This window comes from Pseudomonas sp. rhizo66, assembly GCF_031931925.1.
Classification (GTDB): domain Bacteria; phylum Pseudomonadota; class Gammaproteobacteria; order Pseudomonadales; family Pseudomonadaceae; genus Aquipseudomonas.
Genome location: NZ_JAUJWZ010000006.1, coordinates 1 through 24,686, shown reverse-complemented (window position 1 = coordinate 24,686; position 24,686 = coordinate 1). Strand labels below are relative to the sequence as shown.

The 24,686-nt window shown below is 60.8% G+C and carries 16 protein-coding genes; 2 read left to right on the top strand and 14 right to left on the bottom strand.

Features of this window, described 5'->3' with window-relative positions; genetic code table 11:
• The 6 genes from QZR14_RS08965 to QZR14_RS08940 are packed head-to-tail and all read right to left on the bottom strand — an operon-like array spanning position 1 to position 8,335.
• Positions 1–2,871: an aminotransferase class III-fold pyridoxal phosphate-dependent enzyme gene (locus QZR14_RS08965; RefSeq protein WP_250607031.1), complete on the bottom strand. Its 2,871-nt coding sequence runs from the start codon at positions 2,869–2,871 to the stop codon at positions 1–3.
• Between the two features lie 54 nt (positions 2,872–2,925).
• A complete protein-coding gene (locus tag QZR14_RS08960; RefSeq protein ID WP_311996357.1) occupies positions 2,926–4,134 on the bottom strand; it encodes a beta-ketoacyl synthase N-terminal-like domain-containing protein in 1,209 nt (402 codons plus the stop codon).
• A complete protein-coding gene (locus tag QZR14_RS08955; RefSeq protein ID WP_311996356.1) occupies positions 4,131–5,426 on the bottom strand; it encodes a beta-ketoacyl-[acyl-carrier-protein] synthase family protein in 1,296 nt (431 codons plus the stop codon). Before QZR14_RS08955 ends, QZR14_RS08960 begins: the two co-directional genes overlap by 4 nt.
• The gene (locus QZR14_RS08950; protein WP_311996355.1) at positions 5,423–6,481 is read right to left on the bottom strand and encodes a beta-ketoacyl synthase; all 1,059 of its coding nucleotides are present in this window, start codon (positions 6,479–6,481) and stop codon (positions 5,423–5,425) included. The genes QZR14_RS08955 and QZR14_RS08950 overlap by 4 nt, the downstream gene beginning before the upstream one ends.
• 1 nt (position 6,482) lies before the next feature.
• Positions 6,483–7,757 (bottom strand): beta-ketoacyl-[acyl-carrier-protein] synthase family protein, encoded by a 1,275-nt coding sequence (locus QZR14_RS08945; RefSeq protein ID WP_311996354.1) that lies wholly within the window; start codon positions 7,755–7,757, stop codon positions 6,483–6,485.
• Between the two features lie 8 nt (positions 7,758–7,765).
• Positions 7,766–8,335, bottom strand: a complete 570-nt coding sequence (locus QZR14_RS08940) for an acyl carrier protein (RefSeq protein ID WP_250607027.1) — start codon at positions 8,333–8,335, stop codon at positions 7,766–7,768.
• Between the two features lie 512 nt (positions 8,336–8,847).
• Here QZR14_RS08940 and QZR14_RS08935 point away from each other — a divergent pair.
• On the top strand, positions 8,848–9,192 hold the full coding sequence (locus tag QZR14_RS08935; protein WP_003177747.1) for a cupin domain-containing protein: 345 nt from the start codon (positions 8,848–8,850) through the stop codon (positions 9,190–9,192).
• A 163-nt stretch (positions 9,193–9,355) separates the two neighbouring features.
• Here QZR14_RS08935 and mmsB read toward each other — a convergent pair whose 3' ends face one another.
• Positions 9,356–10,258 (bottom strand): 3-hydroxyisobutyrate dehydrogenase, encoded by a 903-nt coding sequence (gene mmsB, locus QZR14_RS08930; protein ID WP_134174425.1) that lies wholly within the window; start codon positions 10,256–10,258, stop codon positions 9,356–9,358.
• A gap of 9 nt (positions 10,259–10,267) precedes the next feature.
• Positions 10,268–11,794 (bottom strand): CoA-acylating methylmalonate-semialdehyde dehydrogenase, encoded by a 1,527-nt coding sequence (locus tag QZR14_RS08925; protein WP_311996353.1) that lies wholly within the window; start codon positions 11,792–11,794, stop codon positions 10,268–10,270.
• Between the two features lie 149 nt (positions 11,795–11,943).
• Between QZR14_RS08925 and QZR14_RS08920 the strand changes: the two genes are divergently transcribed.
• A complete protein-coding gene (locus tag QZR14_RS08920) occupies positions 11,944–12,891 on the top strand; it encodes a LysR family transcriptional regulator (RefSeq protein WP_250607025.1) in 948 nt (315 codons plus the stop codon).
• Here the strand turns inward: QZR14_RS08920 and QZR14_RS08915 are convergent.
• The 6 genes from QZR14_RS08915 to recC all read right to left on the bottom strand — a co-directional run bounded on the left by QZR14_RS08915 (position 12,888) and on the right by recC (position 24,591).
• On the bottom strand, positions 12,888–13,340 hold the full coding sequence (locus tag QZR14_RS08915; protein WP_311996473.1) for an OmpA family protein: 453 nt from the start codon (positions 13,338–13,340) through the stop codon (positions 12,888–12,890). The two genes, QZR14_RS08920 and QZR14_RS08915, sit on opposite strands and share 4 nt — an antisense overlap.
• 47 nt (positions 13,341–13,387) lie before the next feature.
• Entirely contained in the window at positions 13,388–14,656 is a 1,269-nt protein-coding gene (locus tag QZR14_RS08910; protein WP_250607024.1) for a diguanylate cyclase domain-containing protein, read from the bottom strand.
• Positions 14,653–15,228: a YfiR family protein gene (locus QZR14_RS08905; RefSeq protein ID WP_311996352.1), complete on the bottom strand. Its 576-nt coding sequence runs from the start codon at positions 15,226–15,228 to the stop codon at positions 14,653–14,655. The genes QZR14_RS08910 and QZR14_RS08905 overlap by 4 nt, the downstream gene beginning before the upstream one ends.
• A gap of 119 nt (positions 15,229–15,347) precedes the next feature.
• Positions 15,348–17,456: an exodeoxyribonuclease V subunit alpha gene (gene recD / locus QZR14_RS08900; RefSeq protein ID WP_311996351.1), complete on the bottom strand. Its 2,109-nt coding sequence runs from the start codon at positions 17,454–17,456 to the stop codon at positions 15,348–15,350.
• Positions 17,453–21,142: an exodeoxyribonuclease V subunit beta gene (recB, locus tag QZR14_RS08895; RefSeq protein ID WP_311996350.1), complete on the bottom strand. Its 3,690-nt coding sequence runs from the start codon at positions 21,140–21,142 to the stop codon at positions 17,453–17,455. The genes recD and recB overlap by 4 nt, the downstream gene beginning before the upstream one ends.
• Positions 21,139–24,591 carry an exodeoxyribonuclease V subunit gamma gene (gene recC, locus QZR14_RS08890; protein WP_311996349.1) on the bottom strand — a complete coding sequence of 1,151 codons (3,453 nt, stop codon included), beginning with the start codon at positions 24,589–24,591 and terminating at the stop codon, positions 21,139–21,141. The genes recB and recC overlap by 4 nt, the downstream gene beginning before the upstream one ends.
• Between the last annotated feature and the right edge of the window lie 95 nt (positions 24,592–24,686).

The window sequence follows — 24,686 nt, the reverse complement described above, 5'->3', positions numbered from 1 at the left end:
TTAAAGCGAGTTGTCGGTTTTGAACTGCGCGAGGCTGAAGCCGTGAGTCGCGGCCAGTGCACGAATCTGCTGCACTTGCTCGCGGCTGATGTCGCCATAGGAGTAGTGCTGTTTCATCCCGGACAGGCCCATCAGCACCGACTCGGCCATGCACGCGTACAACTGACCTTGCTTGAGATAGGCGCGAACGTTTTTCACCAGGCCATCGCCCAGCGGCGTCTGCACGATGCCGCCGTGCATGTAGAGCACGTCGCTGCGTTGGCTGGCGAGGTTCTGGTCAACGTTCAGCGGCACGGCGATGTCGCAGATCACGCTGTTTTCGGCGAAGTGCTCGGCAAAGAGAAACGGCTGCGGTGCGTTCGCCGCGCAGAGCACGATGCGCGCCTGTTTCAGCACTTCAAGATCGTTGCTGACGGTGATGAAGGCATTGGCGCCCAGGCGTTCTTCGACCAGTTTCGCTACGCGCAGCCCCAGATCGGCACTGCTTCCGTGGGCCTGCAACAGCGCATCGATTCCATCAATTTGCTGCAGGCGACGGGCGAGGCGATCGTGTTCGGCGACACCCTTGAGGATCGCGCGGGCGGCTTCGGCGTAAATCTGTTGCGCGGTTTTTTCCAGACGACGCAAGGAACCGTCGCGGCCGCTACCGATAAGGATCAGGTGCTCGACGCTGGTCGACAGCAGCGAGGCGTAGGTCGAGGCAATATTGCCCGCCGCACCGACCACCGCAGCGGTCTGCTCGCTCAGTTCCAGGCCTTGCTGCTTGCAGCCTTGCTCGATGGCTTCCAGGCCCATGCCGATGGTCAGCGCGTTACCGGACGTCAGCGCCATGTCAGGAATCTGCAAGGCCTGGCAGTTGTTGGTGACGATCGAGGTGTACATGCCCAGCCCGGCGACGGTGTAGCCATCAGCGCGAGCATCCTTGATGCGATTGCCGACTTCTTCGCGGATGGTTTGCAGATCGCCGCTGGCGATGTACGCCGCCATGGCATCGGAATCCATGCACAGCGGGTACAAGGTGAACTCCACGGCAGTGCCGAGTTTCGAGCGGATCTGCACCGGGCCGATTGGCGCGGCACGGCGCTCGGGGGCCATGCGTTTGATGAACTCGCGTTTCTGTTCAGCGCTCAGGGTCGACAGTGAAGGATCGACGTCGCTGAGCATGTCCGAATCAATCAGATGGTTGATGAACGCCACGCGAGCGACCACGCGCACGTTCTCGTCAGACTTTGGGCGGGTTTCGGCCTCCTTGAAGCTGACCTCGCGGGCCGGCACTTGCGCGATGCTGTCGGCACACACACCAGCCGCCAGCGGGAAGGCATCGCGGCGGCGCAACATGTCGCAGACTTTCTGCAGCGAAGCGATCAACCCGTCAATTTCCGCAAAGGTGATGCACACCGGCGGTTCCAGACGGATCACATTGGCGTTGCTGCCCGACGGCGCCACACGCAGCGATTCGAATTGCAGCAGGTAGCCGGCGATGATGTAGCCCAGCGCATCGTTGTACTGCGCCGATGCCTGAACCAGTGAACTGGTGCCGGTCAGGTCGTGCAGTTCGAAGCCCAGCAGCAAGCCGCGCCCGCGCACGTCGGCGATCACGTCCGGATAGGCCGCCTTGAGTTCCAGCAGCGAAGCCTTGAGGTACTCGCCCTTTTTGTTCACGTCCTTGAGCATCGCGCTATCGTTCTCGAACAGACGGCGCAAGGCCGACAGGGCGATATGGCAGGACGCATCATCTTCGGCAAAGGTCGAACTGTGGATGTAGCTGAAATCGTTTTCGTAGTGGCTGGCACGAATCACCGTCGCGGCAATCTTCATCAGGCCACCGCCCAAGGCTTTCGACAGGCAGTAGTAATCGCCCTGCAAGTTGAAATGGCTGGCGCCGAGCAAGGTGCCGGTGCGGCCGAAACCCGATTGCACTTCATCGATGATCAGCGGGCATTGCTGCTCGTTGCACAGGCGCCGCAGGCCCAGATAGAACTCATTGGCGAACTCGTTGATGCCGCCCTCGCCCTGAATCGGCTCGAGCAAAACGGCGGTGATCGCACTGAATGCTTCGCGGCGCACTTGCAGGGTTTCGCCGCTCCATTCCAGACTCAGCCAGTGACGCACGTGACGGGCCGGCAACTCTTGCAATTGCTGGGGTTGCTGCGGGTCGATGAACTCGACGTTGAGGCCGAAACGGGCGAACGGTTTGCGGTACTGCTTGCCATAGGTCAACTGAACGGTGTTCACCAGTTTGCCGTGGAAGCTGCCGCGCACAGCCAGGAACACCGGCTCGACATGCAACTGCGCCAGGTTGTGCTGACGCACCGCTTCGGCCACTTGGCGCACGGTGACGCAGGACAGATTCTGCGGCAGCAGACCGGCGGGCAAATCGAGATCGTCGATGTCCAGTTCGACGTATGCCTTGTCGCTGGCAACCAGATTGGCGAGGGCAAAATCGCGCTCGTCGAATTGCTTTTGCAGATTTTTCTGACGACGGTATTCGGCGTGCTTGACCGCGATTTCCACCGACTCGGCGCCGCTGTTGGAGAAGGTCGAAATGTAGCGTTCGCTGTTGTTCAGCTCACGGTTGAACGCTTCACTGAGTTCACGCCCCAACTGACCGGCCGCACCGCGCACCGACATCTGCGCGTTGAACGGCACATCGGCGCGCAGCAGGTCGACGAGTTGATCGACAAATTGCGGATCGTTGTGACCATACAGCGCGGCACCGTAACCGCCGAGGAAGTCAGTGACAGTCACCTCTTCACCCTGGCGGTCGCGGTAAAACAATTTACTGCCCAGCGCTCTGTGGAACTGGCACTCCAGGCCCAGGGCCTGCATCAATTCAACGAATTTCGGCCGTACGTAATCGCGGTAATCCATGACAGTTCTATCCCTTGAGTAAAAAATCAGATGCGTTTCGTTGCGTGCCGACGGTCAGTCGGCCGCGTGAAATTCGAGGTGGTAACCGGCGCTGAAACCGTTGTCGTCACGGTTGATCACCAGGCAATCGTGCAGCACGGCATCGCGCAGCCCGCCGATCACGAACGGCAAGTGCGCATCCAGCGGTTGCTCCAGACCACTGACCGGCGGGATGCTCTGCGCCTGCAAGGCCTGCCGGGCGAAGATCAGATCAACCAGACTCGGTGCACCACTCAGAATGCCGGTCAGCGGCGTGCTGCTGGTGATGTGCGCGGCACCGGTTCGTGCCAGCGTGCGGGCCAGATCGGAATCTTTTTGCGGCTCGCCAGTGGCGCTGCTGATCAGCAGATCCACCTGTTTGTCCGGCAGGTTCAGCGAGTCCAGGCGCGGATGTGCGAACAGAGCGGTCAGGCAGGTTTGCGGGCCTGCTGGCAGGTCATCGGCGCGGCGCAACACCAGCGCCGCCGCACCTTCGCCGGCAATACCGCCACTGCCCTGGCGATCAAAGGCACGCAGGCTTGGCGACCCTTCGGTGCTGATCACCCCCGCCTCGGCCAGTGCGGCGAGCGCCAGCGGATCCAGTTCACTGCCCGCGCCCACCACAATGGCCGCGTCGATCCGACCGCTCTGCAACGCCGCGCAGGCTTCGCGCAGCGCCGCCAGATTGCCGGCCACGCCTTGCATGTAGGCGTTGCATTCGCACTCAAGCTTCAAAGCCAGACTGACGACGCCGAGCAAACCGTTGCTCAGGCTCTTGAGCACGAGAAACGGGTCGAGTGCACGTTCCTGCAACACGCGTTTGGCCAGACGTTGCATGTCGGCACCTGTCTCGGTCTGACATTCGTGCAGCAGTTCGCCGTAAGACGCGAGCGAGGGATGGGTGTAACCGCCCTGGCAGCAATACAGACCAAAACGCACGTTGTCGCGACCCGGCTCAAGCCCGGCTTCTGCCAGCGCCTGGCGCACCGCACTGACGCCCCAGATCACTGCCGGCGGGCAGTAACGCTGGAGGTTTTGCGCAACGTCCTGACGGCTACGTTGATGATCTCGATCAGCGATGTGCCCGAACGCGGTGACGCGCTCGCTGTGGAACTGCGATGAGTTCAGAGGCGAGATTGCGCTGCGCCCTTCGCGGGCCGCCGACCAGAAACCCTCAACGCCCCAGCCGGTGGGCAAGACACAACCGCTGCCGGCGATCGCGACACGTACAGAGGTGTCAGTCATAGTCCTTGCTCCCGATATTTGCCAAGGGCCAGCGAGGTATTGAGGCCACCGAAGCCGAAGGAATTGCTCAGCGCGTAATCCACTCGGCGGCTGACCGCTTGCCCGGCGCAATAATCCAGATCGCACTGTTCGTCAGCGTCATGCAGGTTCACCGTTGGCGTGACCAGATCGTTGAGGCAGGCCAACGCGGTGACGATGCATTCCGGTGCGCCAGCGGCCGCGATCAGGTGACCGAACTGTGATTTGTTGGCGCTGACGGCCAGGGTTCGATAATGCTTGTGCTCGGCGAACACACTTTTGATCGCCAAGGTCTCGGCGACATCATTAAGCGGAGTCGAGGTGCCGTGGGCGTTGATCAGATCAATCTGCTGCGCACGCAAACCGGCGTCATCCAGCGCGGCCTGCATCGCCAGTGCCGCACCGCGTCCTTCCGGTTGCGGTGCGGTGACTTTGTAAGCGTCCAGGCTGCTGCCGAAACCCAATACTTCGGCATACGGCGTGGCGCCACGGGCCAAGGCATGTTCGAGGCTTTCCAGCACGACAAAACCACCGCCCTCACCGGCAATCAGACCGCTGCGGTCACGATCAAACGGGCGGCACAGATCCGCGCCCCAACGTTGCTCGCCCGAAGCGGCACCCAACAGATACAACGCCGCCATGGTGTCGAGGTTGAGCACCGAGTCGGCGCCACCCGCCAGCGCAACGCTGACTTCTCCGCGACGAATCATCTGAAAGGCGTTGCCAATGGCTTGTGAAGCACCGGCACAGGCACTGCTGATATTGATCACCGGCCCTTCACAGCCCAGGTCGTCGGCGATTACCCGCGCCAGACGGTCGTTGCTCTGACGCAGCGAGCCATCGGCATTCACTTGCCCGGCCCGCGACATCAGGTAGGACCAGCTCGGGGTGCCGCCATTCGGGGCTTCGGTCAGCAGCATGTCAGCGAGCATGTGCTGCGGTGCTCCCGAGGCACACAGCACCGCCGCGCCTCGCAACTGCTCTGGCTGCAAGCCGCTGTCACCCACTGCCTGCGTGGCAGCCACCCAGCCAAAGCGGCTGCGCTTTTCCAGTGGCATCGTCCATGCCGGATGGTTGTGCAGTTTTTCCGGCAACAGGCTCATGTCGACCGGTGCCGCGTAGCGCACCGCGAACGACGCCTCTTGCAGGTCGTCGGGTTGCCACGGTCGAACACAATGTTCGGCGCCGAGCATTTTTTCCCAGAGGGTCTGCCATTCGAAACCGAACCCGGTAACGGCGCCCAATCCGGTGATCACAATCCGTGTCGCACTCATGCGTGCTTCTCCATGGTTTCACTGGCCAACAGCAATGCGCCCCAGTGACCGGCGCGCGTGTGGCTGACGAGCAGCGTGTAGCCCGGCGTCGCCGCTACTTCACGGCTCAGGTGCAAGGTCAGTGCGACCTCGGTCAGCAAGCCGCTGGCGCCCAGTTCGCCGGTCATGGCGCGGGTACTGCGAATCTCGCGCGGGAAAGCTTCGAGTAGCTTCATCACTTGCCTGTCAGCGCAATTGCCGACGATATGCTCGACGTCACCGACCCGCAGTTTGTCCACACTCAGGACCTGGTCGATCACGCGCCGACCCACCGCCACAGAGCGTTGCGGATCGGTGCTGTAACCACGGGCAAATCCGGCAATGCGCACGGCGTATGCCGCACCCGGCGCTGGTGTCGACGCCAGCAGCAGCGCGGCGGCGCCCTCACCGAAAATCGGTTCGCTCGCCTGATCGGGTTCACGCAGGTACAGGGCCGGGGTCAGGTTCGGGCTGCTGCTGAGCACCAGCGCGGCGTCGGCATGCCGCTCGCCAATCTGCTGGCAAGCTTCGATCAGCGCATCCAGCCCGGCGTTGTCCTGAGAACAAAATCCACCCATTGGCCCGTGGCAATTCAATGCTTCAGCCACATAGGCCATGACGCTGCTGTTGAGCAGGGTCAGCGCATGCAGAGGCGGCGTGTTGGCCAATAACTGCGCCAATTGTTTTTGCGGCTGTTCGATGATCGCCTGCACCGCGTCCCAGCAAGGACTCGGCGCGTCGACTTCGGGAATGGCCGCTGTCAGGGCAATGCGTGACGCCGGCAATTGCAGCGCCGCCAATGCTGGCGCCAGCCGTGCGGCGCAATGCAACAGGCGCAAGCCCTGCGGCTCGACGCTGCGCTGGATCTTGCGATCAAACAGGTCACTGGCCAGTCGCGGCGTCGGCAAGGCAAACGCCTGACGCTGTGCGTCAAAGGCCAGCGGTTGCGCCGCGCAGGGTGTGCCGAGCAAGTCAGCGCATTCACTGCCCGCCACATTCAGCACCGCAGCGGCATTGAGATAGATGGCTCGGTTCATGTCATGCCCTCCCCAGAACCAGCGAGCTGTTGATGCCGCCGAAGCCGAACGAGTTGGACATCACCACGCTGATGGGCTGTCGCACCGGCTCGCTCAAGAATTTCAGCGAAGGGTATTCGGCACGCTCGGGGTCGTAATTCAGGGTGGGCAACAGCACACCGTCACGCAGGCTCATCAGCGACAGCACCGCTTCGATCGCGCCACTGCCGGCCAGCGAATGACCGATGGCGGACTTGTTGGCGGTGAAGGTCATGAAGTCCTGGCACCCGCCGAACAGACGCTGCAGTGCCAACGCTTCACAACTGTCATTGGCCTGCGTGGAGGTGCCGTGGGTGTTGACGTGTTGCACGGCGCTGCGCAGCAGCCCGGCATCTTCGATTGCTGCTTCCATGCATTCCTCATATTTACTGCCGTCGCGGCTGCTGGAGGTCATTTTCTGCGCCTCGCAGACATTCGCGTAACCCAACACCCGGCCCAGTGGCGCAGCCTTGCGGCGCTGGGCGTGTTCAGCGGATTCGAGAATGATCATCGCCGAACCTTCGCTGAGGACAAAACCGCTACGGTCAGGCATGAACGGGCGGCTTTGTTCGCTCGCCGGCAAGTCGGCCTGACAGAGCGCGCCGAGGCTGTTGAACATGTAATAAGGCAGTTCGTTGGCCATCAGTTCGACGGCGCCGCAGATAGCCAGATCGATCTCTCCGCGCTCGATGGCCCTGTAAGCACTGCCGATGGCCATGGTGCCGGCGGCACAGGCATCGGAATGGGTCGAGATGTGATCGCGGATACCAAGCCGATCGGCCAGGTGTTGCGTCTGTTGATCGACCCGCCGGACAAAGGGCGCGCTGGACGCTGCCGGACTGTCCAGCAGACGATCAAGGTCGACGCGTCCGGCCTCATCCATGCAACGGCTGAGTCGCTGCAGGTCGTGGCTGTCGGCACAGTACTTGTTGGCGCCCAGAAACAGACCGCTGCGATTGTGGGCAAAGTCTGCTGGCGTCAGACCGGCGTGCTCCAGCGCCTGCCGGGCAACGTATTCGGCCAGCACACTTTGCCGTGGGTGCAGCGCCGCGTTGCCACCGAAACCGGCCCCGATCCGCTGCCACTGCGTATCATCGATAAAACCGGCGGCGCTGTTGTTGAATCCCAGCGCCTTGAACCGAGGATGTTCGCGGACACAGGATTGCTTCCGGCAAATCCGCTCGAACAACGTGGCAGCGTCCAGCGCCATGGGCGCCACCAGACCGAACCCGCTCACATAGACTTCTCGTGCCCGCATGAGAACTCCTACACCGCTTCTTTGGCGTGAGTGGTGACAAACTGCTCAACCAATTGACGGGAAACTTCATCACCATCCGTCGGCACCAGACGCGCACTGCACGCGCCGCAGACCACTTGCTGGCGCTCGTTCAGAATCGCCTGGTGAGCGTTGCAATCCGGGCACGTGGCCGGCAGGTAGTTGAAGAGATTACGGCACTGGTTGGCCCAGTTCAGCACGCTGGTCGCGGCGAACACTTGCGCCGGCTGCATGCCCGCCTTCAGTTGATCCGGGGTGTAGGCACTGAGGCTTTGCTCAAGCAGGTGCTTGCCGCTTTCGGTGATGCGCCCGTTGGCGAGAAACTCGCTGGCATCACCGCAAACCGCCACCGCGTGGTCAAGCACGCTGGTTTTCGGCAGTGTGCAGCCATATTGGCGGCCCAGCTGGAAGCTCAGGTCGACGATGTCCAGCGAGTCGGCACCGAGGTCTTCGACGATGCTGCTGTTTTCTTCGATGTCATTCGCATCCATCACCAACAGCTGTGCGAGGATTTCGCGAGTGCTGGCAACGACATGTTCCAAGTCCAATGGATTGTTCATTTCTATCTCCCTATATGTCGTGACTACTTCATGATTTCGGCTTATGAAAAGTAACTTTTCCCACAGCAACTTCTTACGCGGCGGGAATCTAAACTCTGCCCTTAAGGGGAGAGTCAACGAACTATTCAAGGTTTTTTTACAAGTCGAAAAAAGTCTGCAAAACCCCACAGACACCGCACCTCCCTGGTGCGGTGAACGACTTATTTACTTAACAAAGACGGGGTATGGTGGGGCGCCCGCGCTATCAGGCAGGCTGACTATCGAAAGTAACTAAGGACGCAACGGAACCGACGTACTAAAAGCAAAAACCAGACAAGTAAAATAGTTATAACTTCATAACCTTTGTTTTAGATCAATACTGCCGTTAATTGATTTTGCTGGAAGGTTTACGCCTCCATCCATAAAACTTGGCAGCGTTTATGGATATCTGCATGTCGAGCACAGACATCTGGGCAGAAGCACGGCGCTATAGGGTGCAGCTTCCGTTTGATCGCCTTGTCTGGAGCCGACACATGACCGCCCCTATCACCGTTCTACGCGACACCCATCCGCTGCCGGTACTCGATGCCTGCAAATGGGAAAAACTCGAAGGCGACCCGCACACCGTCAACCTCAACGCCTACACCAGCGAAGACGGCAGCAAGATCATGGGTACGTGGATCTGCACACCGGGCAAATGGCGCGTCGATTATGTGAAGTGGGAGTACTGCCATTTCCAGGAAGGCTACTGCGTGATAACTCCGGACGGCATGGCGCCGATCCACCTGCGTGCTGGCGATATCTTCGTGGTTGAGCCGGGGATGAAAGGCACGTGGGAAGTGGTCGAGACCGTGCGTAAATATTTCGTGTTTGCCTGATGCAAAAAAGCCGGGAGATCACCCGACGTGATTTCCCGGCAAACAATGTCTGATATACGCAATCCTCCTGTGGGAGCGAGCCTGCTCGCGAAAGCGGACGGTCAGTCACTTCCTTGTTGAAACAACCGCCGTCATCGCGAGCAGGCTCGCTCCCACAGTTTGTTCAGCGCTGCCCTTCTATTGCAGGCTTGCGATAGCTGTTGATGATTGCCGAGAAGTCTTTCCCGCCGTCGCCGCGCTGGCTCATCGCCTGATACAACTGCTGCGCCACCGCGCCGAGCACCACCGGTTGGTGCGCCTGACGCGCCGCTTCGGTCGCCAGCCCCAAATCCTTCAGCATGAGTTCCGCGCCGAACCCGCCGGTATAACCGCGCGAGGCCGGCGCCGTTTCGACGATGCCCGGCCACGGGTTGTACATCTCCGAACTCCAGCAGCGCCCGGTTGAACTGTTGATAATCCCGGCCAGCACAGTCGTGTCGATGCCCAGTGCATCGCCCAGCGCCATCGCCTCGCTGACGCCAACCATCGAGATGGCCAGCAGCAGGTTGTTGCAGATCTTGGCGATCTGCCCGGTGCCGACTTCACCGCAATGCACAATGTTGCGGCCCATTTGCGCCAGCACCGGTTGCAGGGTGGCGAACAGTTCCGGGGTGGCGCCGACCATGAAGGTCAGCGTCCCCGCCGTTGCACCGCCAGTGCCACCGGACACCGGCGCATCGGCCATGGCCACGCCTTGTTTCGCCGCAGCCGCTGCCACATCGCGGGCCGTCTGCGGATCAATGGTACTGCAATCCACTGCCGGCACACCTTGGCGAATACCAGCCAACACACCGTCCTCACCGAGCCAGACGCTGCGCACATGCACAGCGGCCGGCAGCATGGTGATCACCAGTTCGGCATCCTCGGCAGCCTCACGCGCCGAAGCACGAATGCTGCCGCCCAGTTGCTCCAGCTCCGCCAGCACGGTTTTGTTCAGGTCGACCAGATTCAGCGAGTGGCCGGCCTTGATCAGGTTGCGCGCCATCGGCGCGCCCATGTTGCCCAGACCGATAAATGCGATTTTCATGGCAGTTCCTCAGCGCAGGTTGATGGTGGTGTTTACGCCGTCATTGACGCTGTCGTCATCGAACCAGCGCGCCGTGACCGTTTTGGTCTGCGTGTAGAACTGCACCACTTGCTTGCCGTACGGGCCGAGGTCGCCGAGTTTCGAACCGCGCGAGCCGGTGAAGCTGAAGAACGGTACCGGTACGGGGATCGGGATGTTGATGCCGACCTGGCCGACGTCGATTTCCGTCTGGAATTTACGCGCCGCCGCACCGCTCTGGGTGAACAGGCCGGTGCCGTTGCCGAACGGGTTGGCGTTGACCAGCGCAATTGCCTGATCAAGGGTGTCGACTTCCAGCACCACCAGCACCGGGCCGAATATTTCCTGGGTGTAAATCTGCATGTCGGTGGTCACGCCCGAGAACAGGGTCGGGCCGACAAAGTTGCCTTGCTCGTAGCCCGGCACCTTGATGTCGCGGCCGTCCAGTTCCAGCTTGGCGCCTTCCTTGATGCCGCTTTCGATCAGCTCGAGAATGCGCGCCTTGGCTTTCTTCGAGATCACCGGGCCGACATCGGTACCCGGCTCGTTACCGGCGTTGACGGTGAGTTTCTGCGCCAGCGCTTTCAGGTCCGGCAGCCATTGTTTCGCCGCACCGACCAACACCACCACCGAGGTGGCCATGCAACGTTGCCCGGCGGCACCAAACCCGGCGCCGACCAGCGCATTCAGCGCTTGCTCACGATTGGCATCTGGCAGCACCACGGCGTGGTTCTTGGCGCCCATCATCGATTGCACGCGCTTGCCGTGTTTACCAGCCAAGTCGTAAACGTGAGTGCCCACTGCGGTCGAACCGACGAACGACACCGCTTTGATGTCCTTGTGCGTGCACAGGCCATCGACCACGTCTTTACCGCCGTGAACCACGTTCAGCACACCGGCCGGAACGCCGGCCTCGATCGCCAACTCAACCAGCAGCATGGTCGACAGCGGATCCTGCTCTGAGGGCTTCAAGACGAAGGTGTTGCCGCAGGCGATGGCCATCGGGAACATCCACAGCGGAATCATCGCCGGGAAGTTGAACGGGGTGATGCCGGCGCACACGCCGATCGGCTGACGCAAGGTGTAGGTATCGACGCCGCCGGCGACGTTCTCGGCGAATTCGCCCATTTGCAGGGTACCGATGGAGCAGGCGTGCTCGACCACTTCCAGACCACGAAAGATGTCGCCCTCGGCGTCGGCAATGGTTTTGCCCTGCTCGGCGCTCAGGACGACGGCGATGCGTTTGGAGTGCTCGCGGATCAGCGCTTGCAGCTTGAGCATGATGCGCATGCGCGCGCCGATCGGAGTCAGTTTCCAGGTCTGGAAAGCGCGCTGGGCGGCGCTGACGGCGGCATCGACTTCAGCGGCGGTGGCAAACGGGACTTTGGCCAGCACTTGCTGGGTCGCCGGGTTGACGATGTCGTGCCACTCGGCGGTCTGCGACTCGACCCATTCGCCGTCGATCAGCAGTTTGACCTTTTGCAGCGTGGTGTCGTTGGGCGTAAGCGATGCGTTCATGCTGGTCTCCGAAACTTGTTTTTATCGTAGGAGCCAAGGCGAAAGGTTCGCCTTGAGATGAGGCGTGTGTCACGAATTGGTTGTCGGACTGTTTTTGGAGTATAGATGTGCAAACTTCTAATAAGAACGCACATATAAGCCCGTCCATCATGCAAAAAAACATCACCTCTCTAGGCTCGCTGAACTGGGACGACCTCAAGTTTTTTCTCGAAGTCGCCCGTACCCGCAAGGCCAGCACCGCCGCCAAACGGCTGGCTGTCGACTACACAACCGTGTCGCGGCGTATCAGTTCGCTGGAGGCGGCACTCGGCACGTTGTTGTTCGAAAAGTCGCGCACCAGCGGTTTTGTCCTGACCAGCGAAGGCCAGCGCCTGCTCGGTTATGCCGAGTCGATCGAAAGCACGCTGCACATGGCCTGCGAGCAGGTCTCCGGCTCCGGCGTGGCACTCTCCGGGCATGTGCGCATGGGCTGCACCGAAGGCTTCGGCAGTTTTTTCATCACCCCGCAGTTGAGCCATTTCGTCGACGCCTACCCGGCGATCTCGGTGGACATCCTGCCGCTGCCACACTTCATCAGCCTGTCCAAGCGCGAGGCCGATATCGTCATTGCCCTGGAACGCCCGGAGCATGGGCCGTACGTCTGCTGCAAACTCTGCGACTACCGTTTGCAGCTCTACGCGACCCAGGACTATCTGGACAAACACCCACCGATCCGCCGCCCGGCCGATTTGAGCAAGCATCAATTCATCAGTTATGTGGATGACCTGGCGTTCAGCTCGGAGCTGCTGTACCTGGCGAACGTGCTGCCCGGCGCTAACGCGCATCTGCGCAGCACCAGCGTGATTGCGCAGTTCGTCGCGGCGCAGCAAGGGCGTTCTCTGGCGATTCTGCCGTGCTTCCTCGCCGCGCAGGATCCACGCCTGCTGCCGGTGTTGCCGGAGGACATCGACATCACCCGGCAGTTCTGGATGTACTGCCGGGAGGATCTGCGCAAGCTCAAGCGGATCACCCTGTTGTGGGATTACATCCGTGAGGTGACTGAGCGCAATCAGGGTCTGCTGATGGGGCAGACCCGCGACATGCAGTTCGCCGATTAGTCGGCGCTGACCACAATCGACACACGGCGGTTTTCCGTGCGACCGGCCGCCGTATCGTTGGACGCCACCGGCTCTTTGCTGCCCAGACCCTGCAGTTGGATGTTCTCGTCCTTCATGCCGACCGTGCGCAGGACGTTGGCGACACTTTTCGCACGGCGCAACGACAATTGCTGGTTGTAGGTTTCCTTGCCCGATGCATCGGTGTGACCATCGACCCGCACGCGCTCGATGCCGACACCCAGCAATGCCTTGCCGATGCGCTCGACGATCTCGGTGCTTTGAGTGTTCAGGCTTTCGACGTCGCTGCCAAACAGCACTTTGCCGGACAGGCCAAACTCCCAGCCCTCGTCTGTCAGCTCAAAGCCCTGTTGTTTGAGGACTGCGACTTGCACCGGGCTCAGGCCTTTTTGCGGCGCGGTCTGGCAACCTGTCAGGGCCAGAACGGCCATCAACAGCACAGCGTAAAAAGATCGAATGGTCAGTGTGGACACGAGAGTCAGCTCCTGGTTTGAACGGAATCGACCGAGTGCTCCGCCCCGGCCGTGAATTGAGCGCCGCGCGACAGACGCTTGGCTTGATACATCGCCGCGTCGGCGGCATCGAGCAAGGCCCCTGGCGTGACACCATGATCGGGAAACACCGCAATGCCGATACTGAGCGAGGTCACCACACTGGTGTCGCCCGGCAACGCGATGGGCATGTCCATGCTGGCGAGGATCTTGTCGGCAATCCGCTCGGCATCTTCGACCTTGTGCAGCGGCGTGAGCAGAACCGCGAACTCGTCACCGCCCAGCCGCGCCACCAGATCCTCTTCGCGCAATTGCGCACGGACGCGATTGGCCACGGCCACCAGCACCGCATCACCGGCGGCATGACCAAAGTTGTCGTTGATGCCTTTGAAGCGATCACTGTCGAGAAACAACACGGCCACGCGCTCATCGTGTTTGCCGGCATTGCGCAACGCGCGGATCAACCGTCCTTCGAAAAAGGCGCGATTTGGCAGACCGGTGAGGCTGTCGTGAGTCGCTTGGTGGGCGAGGGTTTCGTTTTCGTTTTGCAGATGGGTTTGCCACGACTCCAGTTCGTCGAGCAAGGCGTTGAAGTCATTGCCGAGGTTGTCGAGTTCGGCGATCTGCGCCGGCGGCACGCGGCGGTCCAGCGCGCGTTCGCTACGTGCGGCGTGGGCCACGGCGGCCAGGCTGCGCAAGGGGCCGGTGATGCCGCGTAACTGGCGCCGCGCCAGGTAGAGCGCGACCCAGGCGCTGATTGCGGTACAGAGGATGATCCCTGCCAGACCGCTGAGCAGAAAACGCATCAGGCTGCCGCCATGGCCGGTGAGCAGCACGCGACCGATTTCACGGTCCTGATGCTCGATCGGCAGGCTGATGGGTTTTTCCAGGACGGCGCGGGTGATCTGCATTTCCAGCTCAGAGAACAAGCCGTTTTCCGGGCGTTGCCAATGCGCGAGCAGTTTTCCCTGGCTGTCCAGCACCTGGGCATCAGCGACTTCTTCGGCGGAAGCAATCAGCGCCAGCGATTCGTTGGCGGCCGTCTTATCGTTGAAAACCACCGCAGCTTCCACGGTGTAGCTGATCGAGCGGGCGATCAAATGCAGGTTGTGATCGGCATAAACCCGCAGCGCCAATACACCGAGCAACGTCAGCGAAACACTGGCCATCGCCACGCCTACCAGCGCGACCGTCAAATGCCCTCGACCAATGACCGAGCCCAGGGTTGGGCGGTTTTTCGCTGGGAACAGTTTCATGGCGCCGCCGGTTTGCGACGCGACAGCTGCAGCACGCTCGGGTGAATGCGCACGCCGCTGCGGGCAACGGAGTCGAGGTTGACTTCAAAGGACACTTGCTCATCGCCAACGCGCAGGCAAAACAGACTGCCGACGGTGCACTGATCGCCACCTTCGCTGATGCTCAGCACCGGATGACCGATCAGCGAAGCGAACAAGCGAGTGCGTTCATCCGCCGTGAGCTTGCCGATGTACACCGCATCGCACTCGCCGACGATGGCCGGGTTGTCGGCCAGCAGACGGCGTACGGCCACCGGCCGGCCGCTGGCTTGAGTGGTGCCTTTGACCAGATCGTCGGTGTACTCAGTGGGGCCGACGATGCACAGACGCAATTGCGCGGGTTCCACCGGCCAGCGCGCGTAGCTGAGAATACCCAGAACGACCTGAGTGACAGATTTGGCCCGTTGTTCGGCCATGCCCGTCGGCGCTTGCGACTGCGCGACAGCCGCGCCCGTCAACAACCAGAGCAGACCGACAAGCAACGCGTGCTTGCAGACAACTACGCGCCCTGTCGCCCAGACAGACACCTTCATGCAGGGATTCTCTTGGATCGTACCGAAGTGATGCCGCAACGATAGCACAGCGTTGATACGCCAGCGATACAGCGTCATCTGACCGGTCGGTCAGTAATCACCGTCAATCGTCGGGATTCTCACCTCGCAGACGCGCTCCCCTCCTCCAGTTCCAGCATCAGCCCGCTCAGGCGTTTGACCTTACGCTGCACCGCCTCCTCGAACACCCCCGGTCGGGATTCAATCAGGGTGAACCAATGCTTGGCCCGGGTGATGCCGGTGTAGATCAATTCTTTGGTCAGCACCGGATTCAAGGCATCCGGCAGAATCAGCGCCGTGTGGGCAAATTCCGAGCCTTGGGATTTGTGCACCGTCATCGCGTAGACGGTTTCGACGTCGTTGAGGCGGCTCGGCAATACAAAGCGCACGCCGCCCTGACCGTCGTTGCGCGGGAACGCCACGCGCAATACCGGTTTGCCCGCATCCGGACCTTCGCGCTCGGGCAGCTTGAGGGCGATCCCGATGTCGCCGTTCATCAAGCCCAGACCGTAATCGTTACGAGTCATCAGGACAGGACGGCCTTCGTACCATTGCTGATCGTTTTCAATCAGATGCGCCTTGAGCAATGCGGCGGTGATCCGCTGATTCAGGCCTTCGACACCCCAAGGCCCCTTGCGCACGGCACACAACAACTGGAAGGTGTCGAATGCCTGCAAGACTTCGCGGGCCCAAATAACCCAGTCCGGATGCTCGAGTGGTCGGCCCGAGGGTGGACGCTGATCTCGCAGCACACTCAGATAATGGCGGTAACCCTGTGGGCCATCGCCATGCCCCTCCAGCAACAGACGCTCCAGCTTGTGATCCTGTTCGCCCTTGAGCGGCAACGAATACACATCGTCATAGTGTCCGGCGGTGAGTAACTGGCGCGCCTCATCCGGCAACTGTTGGTTGACCCGACGTGCGAGCTGACCGATCCCGCTGCCCTCGCCGAAGCGCCGGGAGTGACGCAGCATGACCACTTGCTGGGCCAGCGGGTGAGCGCCATCGACGTCCGCATGCAAGCCGCTGTCCTGCAACGACTCACCGCTGACCGACTCCAGCCATTGGCGGGTGTGTGGGCTGTACCAGCCACCCTCGGCGTCACGACACAAATCCCCCAGCACCGCACCGGCCTCCACAGAGGCCAGTTGGTCCTTGTCGCCCAACAAGACCAGGCGTGCATGGGGTGGCAAGGCATCAAGCAGATTGGCCATCATTTCCAGGTCGATCATCGAGGCTTCGTCGACCACCAACACATCCAGTGGCAAGCGATTGCCGGCGTGGTGGCGGAAATGGCGGGTGCCGGGTCGGCTGCCCAGCAGGCGATGCACGGTGGTGACGTCACAAGGAATCTTCGCCCGCACCTCTTCGGTAACTTTCAGCGACTGCACTTGCTGGCTGATGGACTCGGTTAACCGCGCCGCAGCCTTGCCTGTCGGTGCCGCCAGACGAATCCGCAGCGGATGACCGGCAGCGACTGCAGGTGCCTGAAGCAGGGCCAGCAAACGCACCACTGTGGTGGTCTTGCCGGTACCCGGACCGCCGGTGACGATACTGAAGGCGCCGCGAGTGGCAAGGGCGCAGGCGAGTTTCTGCCAGTCGATGACTTCCCCCGCCTTGGCTGATCCGAACAGTTCATTCAAGCGCTGCGGCAGATCGTCCGGTGTTGGTTCGACTTGCTGCAGGCGCTGGCGCAACGCCGTATCGATGCGTCGTTCATAGGCCCAGTAGCGTCGCAGATAGAGACGTTTGCCCGACAACACCAGCGGGCGTTGCTGTGCGCTATCGCTGGTATCCGCCGCGAGTGCGACCAGTGAACTGCCCGCCAGCACTTTGCACCAGTGAGCACCGTCGAGCGCCTCAAGCAATTGCGAAGGCAGCAACAGCACACCACCTTGCACGTCACCTTCAGGGGGCAGCGACAGCGCGAAGTCGGGAGCTTTCAGGGTTTCGTACAGATCAAGACAGACATGACCGTGGCCCAATTGATGGCTGGTCAGGGCGGCAGCGAGCAGCACCAGCGGATCCGTATCACGCTCAAGTTCGTGCAGGAACGCGACGAATGCTTTGTCCAATGCACGCAGCCAGCCACGCTCGACCCAACGAGTGAGCAATATCAACAGGTCATCGGCGCGGGTCAGCGGCGCAAGCCTCGACAGGCTGTCGGCTGCCAGCGGTGTAGGGAGCAGATCGGCAAAGGTACGGCTCATAACAGGACTCCCTGTTCCCAGGCGGGTTCGGACTTGGGCTCGGGTTTTCCTTGAAACATACGGTCGAGACGCTCGATCAGTTCACGGGGTGGACGGGCGAAATATACCCCGCGACTGTCAGCGCGGGTGCCGCGCAGGAACAGGTACAACGCGCCGCCAACATGCCGGTCGTAATCGTAATCCGGCAGTCGTGCCTTGAGCTGGCGATGCAGCGCCAACAGGTACAACACGTATTGCAGGTCATAACGGTTGTCGAGGATCGACTGCTCCATGGCCTGCTCGGTATAGGCCAGGTCATCTACGCCAAGCCAATTGGATTTGTAGTCCGCCACGTAATAACGACCATCGTGCTCAAAGGTCAGGTCGATGAAGCCTTTGAACATGCCGTTGAGTTGCACCGCTTCTGCCGCCACGCGGGCTACACCCCGGTGAGTGTGCTGACGCACCAGTTCGTCGAGTTTGAGTACATCGACTTTATGGCTGGCGAACCAGAATTCCATCTCGACCCGATATTGCTTCAGTTGCTCAAGAACAACCGGCGGTTGCCCGCCAGCGATCGGCAATGGCGATGTGAGCAGATGCTGCAACCAATCGCTCAGGGTGGTGATCCAGCCTTCCCAGCCGCGCAGGTTGCAGCGCCGGGCAATCGCATCCTCCAGCGCCTCGCGGGAAACGGCAAAGCCATCATCACCGGCCCATTCCAGCAAACCGTGGAGAAACGTTCCGGGATTGGGACCGCGCGGAAAGCGGTGGATATCGGCACCGCCGGCAATGATTTCCCGTGGTGCATCAGGGTCGAGGCGTTCGTCATCAAACAGCTTTTGCGCTTGCGGGCTGTCCGGCGCTTCATCGCTGCCGACACTCAATACGTCGCTGATACGCAGAGCGCTGTAGGATGCGATCCACCAGTTTTCGCTGGCCTTGCGCTTGGGCAACAGTGTGGCGCTCAGCACGGCGTCATTGCGTGGCGGCTGGTAATGCTCGTCGGTGGGTTGGGGCATTTCATCGATGTGGATGGCCGGGCAGTCTTGTTGCAGGTCTTGCAGCCAGCGTTTCAGTTCGCTGGACTCGCCCAGCGATGCGCCACCGCCGAGCAGATAGCCCAGCGCCGAAAGGTGCAGCACCGAGCTGTTGTTATTGCCCCGTTTGAGATCCGTCACGCCCAACCAGCAGGCATGCTGCGCGCGGGTCAACGCAACGTAGAGCAAGCGCAGGTCTTCGGCCAGACGCTCATCATCCGCCTGCTCAATCAGCTCGCCGGTTGGCTTCAGGCTCACCTGAGCCTTGCCCTCGGCGTCGTGATAATGCAGTGGCAAGCGACTGCCATCCACGGGTTTTGCCGAGCAAATGAACGGCAAGAACACCAATGGATATTCCAGGCCTTTGGACTTGTGGATAGTCACGACCTTGACCAGTTGCTCATCACTTTCCAGACGCAGAATCTGCTCTTCGCCAGCCTGGCCAGACACTGCCAGCAGTTCAGCCAGATGGCGAATCAGCGCTTGTTCACCGTCCAGCTCCGCTGCTGCTTGCTGCATCAATTCCGACAGGTGCAAAAGGTTGGTCAGGACACGCTCGCCATCGGTGCGTGTCATCAAGGTTTGCGGCAGATGGAAGTCGTGCAGCAGACGGCGCAACATCGGCAGCACGCCTTGCTTGCGCCATAGCTCGCGATAGCCACGGAACTGCATGACCCGGGTTTCCCAGACCAGTTCGTCCTGGTTCAGACGCTCCAGTTCGGCCAATGGCAGGTTCAGAGTGATACAGGCCAATGCGGCTTTCAGGGAGCGCTCGACATCCGGCTCGGCACAGGCCTTGAGCCAGGACAACAGGTCGTGAGCCTCTTGCGCCGCGAATACCGAATCCTTGTCCGACAGGTAAACGCTGCGCACGCCACGGGCGGCGAGTTCACCGCGTACGGCCTGGGCCTCTTTGCCGTCGCGCACGAGAATCGCGATGTCGGACGGCCTCAGGCCTTTGAAGTCTTTGCCGTCCTGAGTGAAACCTGCGCTAGCGTTTTGCCCGCCATTGAGCAACGCGGTGATTTCGCTGGCGCACGCGGCTGCCAACTGTTGGCGATAGACCGCGCCCGATATCGGCTGGTCGGTGGACAAGTGCCAGACATTCAACGCCGCGACTGCTTGCCCGCAAACCTGCAGCTGTTCCTTGCGCCCCTGGGATTCGACGGGGAGGAACGGCACCGGGTTTTCGCCGTTTTTCTCGCGGAACAAAAACGCGCCGCGGCCCTGCTCTCGGGACTCGGCGCGTGCGAATACATGATTGACCCCGTTGACCATGCCGTGGCTGGAACGGAAGTTGGTGCCCAGCGTATGCAGTCGGCCAGTGGTAGCCTGACGCGCGCGCAGATAGGTGTAGATGTCTGCACCGCGGAAAGCGTAGATCGCCTGCTTCGGATCACCGATCAGAAACAGGCCGGTCTCGGGACTGTTTTCCTCAATGCGATAGATGCTTTCGAAAATTCGATACTGCACCGGGTCGGTGTCCTGAAACTCATCGATCAGCGCGACCGGGAACTGCTCGCGAATCAACGTCGCAAGACGTTCGCCTCCGTCGGATTGCAGTGCGGCATCCAGGCGCAACAACATGTCGTCGAAGCCCATCTCGGCGCGACGCCGCTTCTCTTCTTCAAAGCGAGCGCCTACCCATTTGGCGGCATGTTGCAGCACAGCGGCATCGGGGGTCGGCAAGGCATCGAGGCTCGACTTGAGCTTCGGCATCGCGTCCAGGCCGGGGTGACCTGGCGCCTGGCCTTTCCACGCTTCGGCCATACCGTCGGGGGTCAGTCGGGTGAAACCGGTGCCGATATCCAGTTGCTCCAGGGTCTCGTCTTCGGCCCATGCCTTGAGCTTTTCGAACCACGGTTCGAAGTAACGCGCCTGCATTTTTCGCCCGTCGACGGTTTTGCTCGCAACGCCTTGTTGGCAGATGGCGAGCAACTCGTCTGCCCACTGGCGCCAAGGCATTTTCAGTTCGATCAACGCCGCGCGGCGTTCTTGCAGGCACTCATCGATCAGCTCCGCGGGCGCTTTGCCCTCGTCGCTGTCACGCTCACTGGCGAACAGGCCGCGCACGCGAGGCAACAACGCCGCCGGCCCCCCCCAATTGCTGCGAACCCAATTCAAGGCATCGCCCTGCATCGGGTAACAGAACAGTCGCCAGTAATCGCGCAGCACTTCGCCGAGCAAATCGCTGTGGTCAGTTTCCAGGGATTGGGTGAACAAGCTGCCACTGTCGAACGCGTGCTCGCGCAGCATGCGCTGACACCAACTGTGGATGGTCGAAACGGCGGCCTCGTCCATCCATTGCGCAGCGACATCGAGGCGGTTGGCGCAACCGGGCCATTGTTGGGGGTCGAATTGACCACGTAATTCGGCGATCAGTGCATCGGGCGCAGGCGTTTCGTCACGAAAAAATCGAGCGGCCTCAGCCAGACGCGTGCGTATGCGCTCACGCAGTTCCTTGGTCGCGGCATCGGTGAAGGTCACCACGAGAATCTGTGGTGGCAGCAATTCACGGCCGAATCCACTCTCCTCGTCACCGTGCCCAAGGATAAGCCGCAGATACAAAGCCGAGATGGTGAACGTTTTACCGGTACCGGCACTGGCTTCGATCAACTGGCTGCCCTGTAGCGGGAATGCCAGTGCGAGGGGTGTCTGTGTACTCATGCCCTAGCCCCTTCGGTGGACAGCGAACGCCAAGATGCTTCATACAACGGGCGATACAAAGCGTCGCACCAACCGGAGAACGTCTCGTCGGCGAGCAATGCCTCGAAGTCGGCAAATTGCCGTGACAATGCGGGACTCTCGCGGCGCTCACCTTCGCTGGTCTGCCCGTCACCTTCATAGGCTTTACGCGCCGCCGCTTCGGCCTTCAGCGGGTCGCTCTGAGAGAGCCACGCAAAGGCGGTTTTGACTGCGATCGGCAGTGGCTGGCGCATACCCGCCTGCCAGGCGAGGAGCAAATCACTGAGGAAACGTATCGCTCGATCTTGCTCCATCGGTTCAAGCAGCAGCGTGTCATCGCTGGCCACCAACGCGGTGCTCAGGGAAAGTCCGCTGGCGCAGGCCACCAGATGATTGACCCAAGGTTTGGTCAGGCGATGCCATTTACGGCTTTTGATCGAGCCAATGCTGTTGGGAATGGTCGTGATCGACAACAGACCACCGTCGGCGCGCTGATGCAAACCGGCGAGCCAGCCTTCAAGGCGCAAGCCCTGCAACTCAAGGTTGATCGGCGTCGCACCGCTCAACGGGGTCGGCCACAGTGTCAGCAGTTGTTGATAACGCTGCAGCAGATCCGGCAGGGGTTCGATCAACTCTCGTTGCAGGCACTCGCCAAACCCGGCCATTGGCAACAGGCCGCTGTTCTGCAGACGTCGGGCCTGGGCAGTCAGCGCCTGTTCGACATTTTCGGGTTGCCTGAGAGCGGCTTCAAGCAGGCTGTCGCTGAGCGTGTAACGCTGCAATGCGTCAAGCACGAAGGGTTCTTCATCAGCCAGCGGTGCTTCGGCGGCCTCGAAATACACCTTGAGACGCTGGGTGAAAAAGTGCCGAACCGGATTGCGCAAAAAGTCCTGCAACAACGCCAGACTCAACGGCTCTTCTTGCACATAAGGGGTGAGTAACTGCGCTTCGTTTTGAGGCTCATGCTGTTGATGCAGAACCTGCCATTCGCTGGCATAGCTGAAGAGTTGATCGCCGTCATGAAAATAACGCGCGCTGAACGGTTGCAGCGGGTGCTCTTGGGTCATGGCACTCAGCAGATCGCGGTTTTCATCGAGTAATCGCCAACCGCTAGCTAAATGATCGCGCAGTTGGCCAATCAACACTGAAGCCGGTCGCTCACTGTTGTCGCGGATGCTGCGCCCCACCCAGCTGATGTACAGCTGATTGCGTGCCGACAAAAGTGCCTCGAGTAAAAGATACCGGTCGTCTTCACGCCGCGAGCGATCTCCCGGACGGTAATCGCTGCCCATGAGGTCGAAGTCCAGCGGCGGCTGCGCGCGGGGATAATCCCCGTCGTTCATCCCCAGCAGGCAGACCAGTTTGAATGGAATGGCGCGCATGGGCATCAGCGTACAGAAATTCACGGCACCGGCCAGAAAACGCTGAGACAAACGCCCCTGGTCCAGACCGGCGAGCCAGGCTTCACGAACCACTGTCAGCGGTAGCTCATCCGCCAGACCTACAGCGTCACAGGTTTCCAGCCAGGTTTCGCGCAGCTCTTCGAGCTGGGTCAAGAGGTAGTCGTCATGCTCGTTACTGGCCTTGAAGAACAGTTGCATAAGCGCCTGCAACCGGTATCCCCATTCCTTGGGTTGGGCCGGTTGGGTGAGCTGCTGGTGGGCGAGCTCCAGGGCATCGAGCAGAGCCACCAACGGCCCGATCAGTGCGGCGTCGAGTCCGCCGATTTCATCGTAGGGTTCAATCCCTTCACACGCATTGGCGCTGCCAACGGCGTAACCGAGAAGCATGCGGCGCAGACCGAAATGCCAGCTGTTTTGCTCTAGTTCGTCGGGTAACCCCAGGCCCGCACGTTGCTCGGCATTCATGCCCCAGCGCACGCCCGCGCCTTCGATCCAGCGGTGCAGTGTTGGCAGGTCGCGCTCCTCTACACCAAAGCGAGCGCGGAGTGCAGGAACATCGAGCAGGTCGAGAATTTCACTGACCGGGAAACGACTGTCAGGAAGCTTGAGCAGGTGTTCGACCGCGATCAGCAGTGGATCACGGCCACGTTGTCCCTGGTCTGCCAATGTGAAGGGGATAAACCGCGAATCATGGCGATCAAGCTGACCAAAAACCGCGCGGATATGCGGCGCGTAGCTATCGACGTCAGGCACCATCACGATCACATCGCGGGGACGCAGATCCGGATTGGCACTGAAGCGTGCCAGGAGCTGGTCGTGCAGTATTTCGACTTCACGTTGAGCGCTGTGGGCAATATGAAAACGGATCGACTCATCCTGTGCCAGATCGACGGCGGGCCAGTGTTCACGTGTTTCATTGAGTGGACGCAACTCCAGGATATCGTCCTGTAGTTGATTGAGCAGATTGCGTGGTTGAGTTTCGCTGAACAGATCTATGCGGCCATCGCGAAAAGCCGCCCGATAGCTATTGGGATCGTCGTAACTGTCGAGCAGGTTGATGTAGTCCCGGCCTTGTTTGCCCCATGCAGCCAACAGTGGATGGGCATGTTGATGCAGTGTTTCAGGGTCCAGTACTGCGGGCATTCCAGTCTTGCGCGATTGCCGTTTGTATTGATGCCGCAGCAGATCCTTGTCGGCGACAATGTCGGCCCAGTGGTGGCGGCACGGGTTGTGTACACACAGCAGGACCTGACTGAAACGCGCAAGCCCGGCCAGCGCCTCAAGCACTTGGGCTGGCAGCGAAGAAATCCCGAAAACGATCACTCGCGATGGCAATCCCGCAGGCGCTTCGGTGAGGTTGTTAATGCGCTCGATAAACCGTTGATGAACGCCGGCACGACTCTGCGCCATACCTTGTTCGCCCACGTCATCCAGCAGCGCTCGCCACAATTCTGCCTGCCAGCAACTGGTCGCCGGCAATGGTTTTACTTCCCCCCTCACATTGCGTAATTGATGCCGGCCTTCTGCCCAGTCTTCAAGCCAGTCGGCCCGGTACACCTGATATTGGTCGAACAGATCCGCCAAGCGTTCGGACAATTGGTAGCGCTTGCGCAGGTCGGCGTCGTGGGTGAGGAAACGTTGCAACGGCTCGAAATGCGGACGATCAATGACCTGAGGGAGCAGGCGCATAAGGCGCCAGGTCAGCGGGGCCTTATCGAGCAGGGATTTGGGAGGAATTTCATCTCGGCCCAGCACCATGCGGTATAGCTGCCACATGAAACTGCCTGGCAGTTGCACATCAATTGCTGCCGCGATGCCGCAACCTCCGAGGTCGTCGTCCTCTGGATCTTCAGCCAGAGCCAATTTGAGCCATTGAGCAATGCCGTTGCTCTGCACCAGAGCGATTTCGTTCTCCAGCGGTGCCAGTGGGTAGCGCCGCATTATGCTGATCACAAGGCTGCGCAGTTCGTCCAGGCTATTGCTCTGGACCACCATGAATGCAGCGTTGAGGGACTGGGCGTCCGGCATAAGGGTTTCCTTGGAGAAGTACAAAAGCCAGGCAGAACCTTAGCATTGTCGGCAGGGTATGACAGCCGGACGGCGTCCGTGAATGCTGTACGAAC